2 protein-coding genes are annotated in these 12,050 nt (G+C 50.9%); one reads left to right on the top strand and one right to left on the bottom strand.

Translation table 11 applies throughout. From position 1 onward, the window contains the following. Nucleotides 1-36: 36 nt before the first annotated feature. Nucleotides 37-1,053 carry an alcohol dehydrogenase AdhP gene (adhP, locus tag ELR70_RS00865; protein ID WP_054017208.1) on the bottom strand — a complete coding sequence of 339 codons (1,017 nt, stop codon included), beginning with the start codon at nt 1,051-1,053 and terminating at the stop codon, nt 37-39. Nucleotides 1,054-2,017: 964 nt separating this feature from the next. Here adhP and ELR70_RS00870 point away from each other — a divergent pair. After that, nucleotides 2,018-12,049, top strand: coding sequence for a hybrid non-ribosomal peptide synthetase/type I polyketide synthase (locus tag ELR70_RS00870; protein ID WP_054017210.1), 10,032 nt, complete (start codon nt 2,018-2,020; stop codon nt 12,047-12,049). The last annotated feature ends 1 nt before the right edge of the window (nt 12,050 follow it).

The raw sequence follows: 12,050 nt of genomic DNA on the forward strand, positions 1-12,050 counted from the left end.
GCGCAACTCCAAGGTTGCGCCTTTTTTATTTGGCGACTATTCGTCCAGAGTCAGGACTATTCGGCCATTTATCTCGTTATTTAGCATTTGCTCAAAAACGTCATTAATGGCTTCAAGCGGCTGAGTCTCAATAATGGCTTTAACTTTGCCCTGCGCTGCAAATTGCAAACACTCTATGAGATCCTGACGAGTTCCCACAATGCTACCCACGACACTGACGCCTTTGAGCACAGTATCAAAAATAGGTATTGGCATGTCCTCGGGTGGCAGGCCAACAAGCACACAGACCCCGCCACGTTTAATACTGTGAAAAGACGAGGTAAAGGCGGACTTAGAAACAGCCGTACAGACCACAGCCTGAACACCGCCGAGCTGAGTTTGTATCGCTTCAGCGGGATCCTCTTTGGTATAGTCGACAACCAGATCTGCACCTAAAGAGTGTGCCAGTAAAAGCTTTTCCTCCCCGCTGTCTACCGCTACGACATTCAGGCCCATCGCTTTCGCGTATTGAATGGCCAGATGGCCCAAGCCGCCCGCGCCAACAATGGAAACCCAGTCGCCAGGTTTTGCACCTGACACTTTGAGTGCTTTATAGGTAGTGACACCGGCACAAAACAGGGGGGCAGCTTCGACAAAAGGCACATTATCGGGGATTTTAACCACATAATTGGCGTCAGCTTTGGTAAATTGCGCATAACCCCCATCAACAGAGTAACCACTGTTTTGTTGCTGAGGGCAGAGGTTTTCGTCCCCTTTAAGACAATGCTCACAGTGACCGCAGGCGCTGTGTAACCAGGGCACACCGACGCGGTCTCCAAGTTCAAGATGGGTCACATCGTCTGCTTTTGCTACTACGGTACCAACTCCTTCGTGGCCTGGGATCAGAGGGAGTTTAGGTTTGACGGGCCAGTCTCCGTGACAGGCATGCAGATCGGTGTGACATACCCCACATGCAGCGATTTCAACCAGCACCGAACCGGGCGATAAAGTGGGTTTTGGAACAGTTTGGATCTCTAACGGCTGTTTAAAGGCATGGACGAGTGCGGCTTTCATATGCTTCTCCCTGATAGGTATTTGCCATGAGTATAGTGATTTGTACCTGTCATAAATTGATCCGGCGCAAATTCAGCATCAACAAAGTCAGTAAATTGCTTCGGCCACCTTTTATCGACTTCAGTTAGAATGTAACGATTGTCATACACTGTGCCCAAGATATCTGTGCGTTTTTCAAATGAGCGGCTAAACTTCATGAAAAATAGCAGCTTGTGTCACTGACAGCTTGGTTAGGCTAAAGTGATCAAGCTAGGTTTAGGTGGGTAAATCGGTACGTAAGCCACTGTAATTTACCCCAGCCAATTGCTGAGTTAGCATTTGACGTATGCGCTGAACGGTTACTTATCGCTATTTTTATGCTGTTCAACGCCATGTGAGTTCTGGCAGTGCGGCTGCTTAAACTCAGCGTATGGGTAATATTTGCGTTACTTATTTGTTAAATTGGTGGTTGGTTTTGCTTTATTTTTTAGGGCTTTGTGATAGCATCAAGTGGTAAATCATCAAACAGGAGCCTGAAAGCCGATTTTTTAAACGGCTTAGCAGAAGATAAAAACAACATTAGGGAATGGTATTTTTAGTTCAGTTGTCGTCCCGCTAGATTAACACTATCAGAATATTTTAGCCTGATTGAATGCAATAGATTTAGATTGTTTTCAAGGATAATCAAAGTTTTATGCTCTTCAGGCGAAAAGGTGTAGTTGATTAGCATAGCTTGCGGTTTTAAGCGGTTAGTTAACCTTTAAAACCACAATGACCGTGTGCTGCGTTTTCGCGGTCAGGTGTGATCAGAGAGGTCATACTTTGTCATTGTGTTTATGTAATTAATTGGTTTTTTCCAATTTTACGGGTCGGACAACTGTACTCAGCCTCGATAGCGGCACGGCGTTGTATTGCCTGCTCAGGGTCATTGAGTCAGATGTTCTGATCAAAGGAACTTACTCAATAAACCTTGTATGGGTATGGCATGAATAACGACTTAGTGGCTACATTAGTGACATTGGCCCGGACACGTGGCGATGACATTGCATATCAGTATTTCTTCGAAGACAACCAACCGGCAGTTTCCCTGAGCTACGCAGAGCTCGACCTGAATTCCAGACGGATTGCGGCACGCTTACTGACCTACTTTGAAAAAGGTGACAGAGCTTTGCTGCTGTACAACTCAGGGTTTGAGTTTGTAGAAGCGTTTTTTGCCTGTCTGTACGCTGGCATTGTGGCCGTACCGGCATACCCACCCAAAAAGAACCAAAATACCGACCGCCTGAGAAGCATTATTGAAGATGCCGGCGCAACGGGTGCACTGACCAGCAGTAAGATTTATGAAATTGCACAGCCGCTATTTGAAGCCGAGGCGAGCCTTGGCAATGTGTCTATCATTGCCACCGATGGTGAGGGGGCTGAGCTGGTTGAGCCCATGTCCTGGCAGGATATCCAGATTGCGCCACAAGACCTGGCTTTTTTGCAGTATACCTCCGGCTCGACGGGGAGCCCCAAGGGGGTAATGGTCAGCCATGGCAACATTATGGATAACGAAGAAATGATGAAGCTAGCCTTCGGTCATAGTGCGCAGACGCCCATTGTGAGCTGGCTTCCACATTTCCATGATATGGGGCTGATCTTCGGCATTTTGCACCCTATTTATATCGGTGCTCCTGCCGCGCTGATGAACCCGACATCGTTTTTACAAAAACCATTGCGCTGGCTGAAATTGCTGAGTGAGACCAAGGCCGTTACTTCAAGTGCCCCCAATTTTGCCTACGACCTGTGTGTAGACACAATCAAAGAAGATGAGCTGGCAAACTTAGACCTATCGCATTGGCAAAGTGCGCTCAATGGTGCCGAGCCGGTTCGGGCCAGTACTCTTGAACGCTTTTACCAGAAGTTCAAGCGTTGTGGCTTCCGTCGTGAGGCGACGGCACCGTGCTATGGCATGGCTGAAACCACCTTGTTTGCAACCGGGGGCCGTTTATTGACCACGCCAGCGGTCCTTACGCTTGATAGTAAAGACATGCATCAGGGCAAGGCGTCGCTGTTAAATACGCGGTCCGCAAGCCGTGCTACGTTTTACGATCTTGATGATAGCGAAACGACTCAGACAGACAATCAACCCTATTATGCGGTGTCATGCGGCGGTACCTGGCATGGCCATACCCTGGCCATCGTTGACCCGAATACAAAACTACGCTGTGAAGACGGTCATACCGGTGAAATTTGGGTGAAAGGTGCAAGCGTTGCACAGGGCTACTGGCGCAAGGACGAGCTGACCGAGGAGATTTTTAAGGCGCGTATTGCTGATGACAATGACGGGCCCTATTTGCGAACGGGTGATTTGGGGTTTGTCTACCAGGACGAACTCTATGTAACCGGGCGCGCTAAAGATGTGATGATTTTCCGCGGTAAAAACTACTACCCCCAGGATATTGAGCTGACTGTGGTAGAAGCCCACAGCGCTATGGACAACAACGGGGGCGCCGCGTTTTCTTGTTTATCAGAGCAAGGAGAGGAACGTCTGGTTATTGTGCAGCAGGTCAAGCGTACCGCTGTGCGCAAACTGAACGAGCAGGAGATCTTTGCAGCGATTACGGCTGCGGTCACTGAGCAACATGGTATTACCCCGTATGAGGTGGTGTTGATCAAGCCCGGCCGGATCCTGAAGACCTCCAGTGGCAAAATTCAACGACAGGAAAACAAACGTCATTATCTTGCCGATACTTTCGATGTACTGGCGCGTTCACGTGCGCCGCTAGCGCAACCAAAGAAGGCCCAAGATAACAGCAAAGTAACTGATTATTCGGGCGTTGAAGCTGTATTACGTAAAGTTTTGCAGGAAGTCGTAGGACTGGAAGTCGACCGTCAACCTGGTAGTCTGGATATTGACGCCACCTTTTTATCTTTGGGTGTAGACTCAATGAAGGCAGTGCGAATTTCCGGCGAGCTGATGGAGTTACATGACATAGAGCTTGAAGCAACGGTACTGTATGAGTATCCGTCGATTGCTCAGCTGGCTCATCATTTAAGTCAATTCGAATCGATACGTGAGCGCCTGAGTCGTGATAGTCACATTACGTCTGAGCACAATGCAACGCACTCAGAAAGTTCAAAAAGCAGTTCACAAGGTGATGCTTTGACTGACGAGAGTGAAGGTGACACCGATGTTGCTGTAATTGGTATGGCGTGTCGCTACCCGCAAGCCGCAGACCTTAAAGGGTACTGGCAGTTGTTGACTGAAAAGCGCGATGCCATCAGTGTACCCGATGCCGTGCGGCAGGCTTTATGTCCGGCACTGAGTAAGACCCGGTTGGGTGGTTACCTCAATGACATTGAGCAGTTTGATGCCGGACTATTTGGTATTTCACCGGCAGAAGCCAGATATATAGACCCTCAGCATCGTTTGCTGCTTGAAACCAGCTATCATGCTATCCAGTCGGCCGGGATGATGCCCGCCGAATTGGCCGGTCAGCCCGTTGGTGTGTATGTGGGCATTTCTCAGAATGACTACTTTAATATGTCGAACCAAGCGCAGCAGGGTAATCCCTATCTTGGCACTGGAACGGCGCTGAGTATTGCTGCCAATCGCTTGTCTTATACCTATAACTTCACAGGTCCGAGTCTTTCGGTAGATACAGCCTGTTCTTCCTCTTTGGTTGCTTTGCACCATGCTCTGAACGGGATCCGTGTTGGTGATATGCCTATGGCCCTGGTGTGTGGCGTCAACCTGATCCTCAGTAATGAGGTCACCGATGCCTGTGACAATGCGCAGATGCTGGCTGAAGATGGTCGTTGCAAAACGTTTTCTCGCGCTGCTGATGGTTATGTACGCAGCGAAGGCGTGGGTTGTGTTTTATTAAAACCTCTGGCACAGGCAATGGCCGATAAAGATCCCATTTACGGGGTGCTTAAGGGCAGTGCGGTAAATCAGGATGGTCGGAGCAATGGTATTACAGCGCCTAATGGGGCATCGCAGCAGCGCGTGATCAATTCAGCATTGCAACGTGCAGCGGTGGCTCCGGCAGATATTCAGTACATAGAGACCCACGGTACAGGCACAGAGCTGGGCGATCCTATTGAAGTATCGGCACTGGCCAAGGTGTATGGCGAAGGACGTGCGCCAAATCAGCCCCTGTTACTGGGTTCAGCTAAGGCTAATATTGGCCATCTGGAGTCTGGTGCAGGTCTGGCGGGGTTGATCAAAATGCTGTTATGTCTTGAGAAAGCACAGCTACCTGCACAATTACATACTGAACAGCTGAATGCGCATATTCCATGGCAAAAGCTGCCGGTTGAGGTTGCTACCCGGTCTCAGGCATGGCCTTCGCAGGAGAACAAGCCCAGACTGGCAGCGGTGAGTTCGTTTGGATTTGGTGGCACCAATGCCCATGTTATTTGTGCGCAACGGCCAGAAAATGTTGCAAAAGCCGATAATGATGCATCGCAATATGCGGGATACGTGCTGCCATTATCCGCAAAATCAGCCAACTCCCTGACTCAGCTTGCACGCCGCTATGCGGATGTTTTAAGTGCTGCCACCCCAAATGTGTTCGATACATTGGTGAGCCAGACTGCGAGAATGCCCCATTACAAAGAAGTGCGCCATGCCTTTGTCGGCGAGAGTCGCGAAGCACTGGTCGCTGCGCTGACAGCTGTGCAGGACCTTCCGGAACAGGCAAACCAAACGTCGGCGTCAGCGCGTGAGCTGGTATTCCTTTTCACCGGGCAGGGGGCACAATACCCTGATATGGGTAAGTCGCTCTACGACACGCAACCCGAGTTTCGTGACGCCATTGATGAATGTGACCGCCTGTTGGCGGACACTTTAGGGCCAAGGCTTATTACTGTTTTGTACCAGGATCCCAACGAGGAATACCTGGCCCAGACCCAGTGGACGCAGGTCTGCTTATTTGCCGTTGAGTATGCTCAGGCGAAATTGTGGCACAGCACCGGCTTGCAACCAGATCAATTAGTGAGTCACAGTGTTGGAGAATATGCGGCAGCCTGTATTGCGGGGATTTTTTCACTTGCCGATGCGATAAAGCTTATCTCAGCCCGTGGCCGGCTGATGAATGCACTTGCGGACAACGGCCGTATGGTGACTGCGCGGTGCGACCGTGAGCAGGCTGATGCGCTGGTGGCTGGCATTGACGGTCAGATATCGGTATCGGCTTATCATGGTGAGTCGGGCGTGGTGTTTTCGGGCCACAACACCGCAATGGACATCCTGTGCAAGGCGCTGCAAGAGCAAAACGTGCGTCACAAAGAAATTAATACCGCACGGGCATTTCATTCACCTCTGATGCGGCCAATGCTCAGTGAATTTGCGCAAGTGGCGGCACAGGTCAAGTATAGCCAGCCTGCTATTGCGTTTGTCTCTTCTGTGACTGGCAAACAAGAAGCGCTAAGGGTGTGTGACCCCAGCTACTGGGTTGAGCAGATCTGTGCTCCGGTGCAATTTGCTGCATGTATTGCTCACTTGTCTCAGTCAGAGGCTTATATTGCCCTTGAGTTGGGTCCTAAACCTGTGTTGTGCGGTTTATTGCAGGAAAATCGCCCTGCACAGCAGTGCGAGTTTTTGCACGTATTACACAATAAAGGTGCTGATTTACCGCGTTTACTGGCGGTTCAGGGACGCTTGTTTGAGCTGGGTATAGAGCTTGACTGGACTCATCACCATGGTGATGACACCCAGCCAAGAGTCCCTTTACCTTTATATCCTTTCGATCGCAGCCCTTACTGGATCCTGGATATCCCGTCACAGTTAAACGCTGCACAAAACACTGACTTTGAAGAGTCTGATGAAGGTGCCGTTGGCGCCTCACGTGATGATGCTATCCGGGCCTTTGTGCTCAATACCCTGTCACGATTATTGGCTATGCCCGTCAGTGATATACAGACTCACATTCCTTTACTGGAGATGGGGGTCGATTCACTGATGATCATGAATGCGGTACGGACCTACGAGCGGGAGTTTGGCCTGGAGTTCAGTGTGCGCCAGTTCTATGAAGAGCTTAGTACGGTAGAGTTACTGGTAGCATATATCATAGAACACAGTGATTATCAGTGCGAAGCGACAGCGCCAGTGGCAGTCACCACTGAGCTTCCTCAGCCAAATAGAGATGTGGCAAGTCCCGCGGCAGTTGAACAAGGTGCGCTGAATGTCTCTTCAGAGCTTGTTGCAAACATTTGCCGAGAGCAGTTGCAGGCCGCTGCATCTGTCTCTAATACGACTGCCGCGCAAAGCGTTGAAGCCGTTGCTGCCCGCCAACTTGCGATGTTGCAGGGTCAGCAGAATAACTTTGCTATTTCTAACCCGACCACTCGTCTTGCAACACAATCTACAGAGCAGACCATTAAGACGCATGCTCCAGCCACGTCTCAAAGCGCGCAATCGGGCAGTGGTGCCAGAATACTCCCAGGCTTTGGTCAGAAGCAGATAACGTCGGCTGCAAGCAGCAGATCTGTGCAGCGGCATCTGGCCTCACTCACAGACAGCTATTGTGCTAAAACGCCCTTATCAAAAAATCTGGTGTCTGAACATCGGGCGCACCTGGCGGACTGTCGAGCGTCGGCCGGGTTCCGCCTGTCCAGTAAGGAGCTACTTTATCCTGTATTTGGAAAACGTTGTGAAGGTAGCCGCATCTGGGATATTGATGGCAATGAATATATTGATATTACCATGGACTTTGGGGTTAACCTGTTTGGCCATAAGCCCGCGTTTGTAACCCAGGCGCTGGCACAACAAATTGATGAGGGCCTGCAACTGGGTCTGGCAAGTCCGCATGCCTGCGAGGTAGCTGAGCTTATAAGCGAGCTGACCGGGCTTGAGCGAGTCACCTTCTGTAACTCAGGCACTGAGGCGGTGATGACAGCCGTACGCCTGGCACGCAATAAAACCCGCCGCAACAAAATCGTCCAGTTTGAAGGGGCTTATCATGGCCACTATGACGGCACGCTTGCGCAGAATGTGCCCGGTGGTGACTCGGTCGAGCCTATGTGCGGCGGGGTCAGGACTGGGGCAATCAGTGATAATCTGGTACTGGAATATGGCGCTGACGCTGCGCTGGACGCCATCAGATCACAGGCTAATGACATTGCAGCAGTGTTGGTTGAACCTGTACAAAGCCGCCACCCGGCCCATCAGCCCTGGGCATTTTTGCAGGCATTAAGAGCACTGACGACAGAGCTGGGCATTGCACTTATCTTTGACGAGATGATCACCGGATTCAGAGCACACCCAGGTGGGGTGCAGGCGATGCTGGGGATCGAGGCAGACATGGCTACCTATGGCAAGATTGTCGGTGGAGGATTGCCGATTGGGGTGGTTGCCGGTAGTCACGAGTATTTGGATGGCATTGATGGCGGCCATTGGCAATATGGTGATGCGTCTTATCCGCAGGCCGATACCACTTTCTTTGCCGGCACGTTTTGCAAACACCCACTGGTCATGGCCAGTGCTAAGGCGGTTCTGAGTGAGATAAAACAACACGGGGCCCAGCTTCAGGAAGCGATAAGTCGTAAGACCGACTTTCTTGCCAATACCCTCAATACCTTCTTTACTGCGCAGAATATTCCAATACAAATAGAGCACTTTACGTCTTTGTTCCGCTTCCGTTTTAGTCAGAACCTGGACGTGTTTTTCTATGAAATGCTCAACCGTGGCGTGTTCATTTGGGAAGGGCGGAATTGCTTCTTATCGGCGGCACATACGGATGCGGATGTGAACACCATTATCCAGACCGTTAAAGACAGTGCACTTGCCCTGAAAGCAGCGGGCTATTTTGGCGAGCCGGATCCTGCGGATACGCTGCCTGTGCAATTCCCGTTAACCGGTGCGCAGCAGCAGTTACTGGCGCTGGCTTTAAAGTCAGAACAAGGTGCGCAAGCCTATCATGTGCAGGCCGTGTTACGTCTCAGCGGTCAGCTAGACAAGGCACGTCTAGTGCAGGCTGTTGCCCAGCTGCAAATCGACTATTCATTGCTAAGTTATTCGGTTGACCCGGACACCCTGTCGCATGTTCAACTTGAAGCGTCGGCTGTATCTTTGACTGAACATACGAGTACAGAACAGTCATTGCAGGCCAGGTTAGCGGATGTGCGATACCGTACATTTGAGTTTGGTAGTAAGCCACTTTGTCGCTTTGATTTGCTGCAAGACGGCCCGCAGGCACATGTGCTCAGTATTACGGCGCACCATGTTTTGTATGACGGACTCAGTCTGCAACAAATGATGAGTCGTATCGCAGACAATTATACCTGTATTGGTGGTGACTTAACTGCGCCAGCCACCGTTCATTTCAGTGCCTATGTTGAAGGCGTGGCAAAGTACCTCAGCAGCACTCGCTATCAGCAGGACAAAGGCCACTGGCTTGATCGACTGGCACAGTGCGAGGCGCTGGCGTTACCAACCCGTCCGGGAGCAGGCAGGCAGGAAAGTTTTACGGTTGAAAAACAGATACTAGAGCTTGGCGAGCTGCCTAATATTGCGGCGCTGAGCAAAGCTCAGGGCTGTGGTCAGTTTGCAACCTTACTGGCAATTTATGCGCTCTGGTTACACAAGTTGACGGGCCAGCAATATATTGCAGTAGGTATTCCAGTCTCTGATCGTCAGCTGCTCAGTGATGTGTATGATCCGGACTGTCTAGATCAGCATTTACCGGGCTACTGCACCAACATCTTACCTGTGGTAGCTGATTTCTCGGGTCCCCTTACTGTTGCTGCCCTGGTTAAGCAACTGCAAAACAGCCTGCTTGAAGCCTTTGAGCATCAGCACCTGCCTTACAGCGAGCTAACCCATGAGGCCGTGTCTTTGCCAGAGACTTTGTTCAATCTGGATAAAGTGCAAAAGCTTCCCGAATTTGACGGACTAACGGTATCAAGTTGTCCAACGGACACCCGGTTTGGTCAGTATGAATTAAGCTGCAATTTATTGTGTATCAATGGCCAGTGGACACTGGAGCTAGAGTATCTGAGTGCGCGCTATGACAGCGATATGATGGCGCAATACGCCCAGTCGCTGGTCCGCTTATTTGCGGGTCTGCAAGCTAAGCAGGACTGTGACAAGGTGAGTCTGCTGGATAGCCAGATGCATGCGCAGCTAGTCACACCTATTTCAGAGACGATCGGACAGCCACTACTGTTGGAAGCACTGTCGGCACGGGCGACTCAGCTGCCACAAAACACCGCACTTATCTGCGCAGAACAAGCACTGTGCTATGAGCAACTGCAAGAGCGCGTTAATCAACTGGCAAACTATTTATCTGCCAGAGGAGTTGGTGCCGATTCTCTGGTGGCCATTGCGCTGCCGCGGCGCACCGAACTGCTGGTTGCCTTATTGGCGGTATTGAAAACCGGTGCAGCCTTCCTGCCGCTGGATTTGGCTTTCCCTCAGGCCAGGTTAAAAGAGATGCTGAGCGACAGTCAGGCAAGTTGTTTGCTGTGTGACGCAATGAGTGAGGCTGCCCTTGCCATTGCGCATACAGACATAGACATTGTTGATTTAGATGTCAGGCAAGCTGAGATTGCACAGTGCGCCAGTGACTTTGATGCTCAGGTAATTACGCCACAGCAGCGTGCGTATGTGATTTATACCTCAGGCTCCACAGGCAAGCCAAAAGGGGTAGAGATAAGCCACGGTGCGCTGGCAAACCTGTTACACACAATAGTCCGCCAGCCCGGGCTGGAACAGTCAGACTGTTTGCTGAGTGTCACCACCATCGCCTTTGACATAGCCTTGTTGGAGCTGTTTGGTCCACTTATGGTTGGCGGCACTGTATTGCTGGCCAGTGAGCAGGCCTGTAGTGATCCGAATGCGCTGGCTGATCTGATTGAGCAACACCCGGTCACTGTGATGCAGGCTACCCCGACCTTATGGCAATTATTGTTGTCGACATGTCCCAACTTTGCGGCGGGCTTAACTGTGTGGAGTGGAGGCGAACCTTTAAGTTCGGTACTTGCTGCTCAGTTACTCAGTCAGGCAAAAGCGTTGTGGAATATGTACGGGCCTACTGAAACCACTATCTGGTCAGCAACCGGGCAAATCTTCCACCCTGAAGACATTACCATAGGCCAGCCGGTAGCCAATACCAGCCTGTATGTGCTGCCCGAAAATGCAACATACAGTGCCGCTGTGCAGCCGGTGGGTGTTTGGGGAGAGCTGTGGATCGGTGGAGCTGGTCTGGCTAATGGCTATCTGGCAAGACCTGAGCTCACACAAGCCCGTTTTGTTGTCCACCAGTTTGATGAACACCACACTGAACGACTATATCGCACTGGGGATCGGGCACGCAGGCTGGCCGATGGCCGCTTTGAACTTGATGGTCGACTTGACCATCAGGTTAAGCTGCATGGCCACCGGATTGAGCTGGGTGAAATTGAAGCGCAGCTACGCAACGTGCTGGGAGATGTAGATGTTCGGGTATTCATCAAAACAACTGACCAGAATCAAGCCGCATTGTGCGCCTACTGCATTGAGCAGGGCGAATTGGCGCAGCACTGGACTATCAGCACATTGCGAAGTGCTCTGGCAAATCAGCTGCCGGCTTATATGTTACCTGAATACCTGTGCTGGCTTGGAGAGTGGCCAACAACAGCCAATGGCAAGCTTGATCGCAATGCGCTGGTGGTGCCGGATAACAACCACCAGGCACAGACCGAGCTGTGCCAACCTGCCAACCCGGTGGAAGCGAAGATCCTGACCATTTATCACGAGTTATTAAATTCAGAGCAACTGGGAACCCATCACAATTTCTTCGAATGTGGCGGTAACTCAGTGTTGGCTATGCAATTGATATCAAGGCTGAATCAACACTTTGCTATCAGGGCCACGGTCGGTGACATCTTTGATAACCCCAGTGTTGTGCAACTTGCTGTCCGGGTTGAAGACCTGAACAGTTCAGGCGCACCGGCTGCACCTGATGGCGTTGCGCGCCTTAGTAACATTGTCAGCGGTCGTGATATTAGCGTGGCATTTGATGATCAATCCATGACGGAGATGGACTTGTAAG

The organism is Pseudoalteromonas sp. R3 (genome assembly GCF_004014715.1).
GTDB lineage: Bacteria > Pseudomonadota > Gammaproteobacteria > Enterobacterales > Alteromonadaceae > Pseudoalteromonas.

Coding starts and splice junctions, on each gene's coding strand:
- adhP (WP_054017208.1), bottom strand. CDS start 1,053: ATGAAAGCCGCACTCGTCCATGCCTTTAAACAGCCGTTAGAGATCCAA.
- ELR70_RS00870 (WP_054017210.1), top strand. CDS start 2,018: ATGAATAACGACTTAGTGGCTACATTAGTGACATTGGCCCGGACACGT.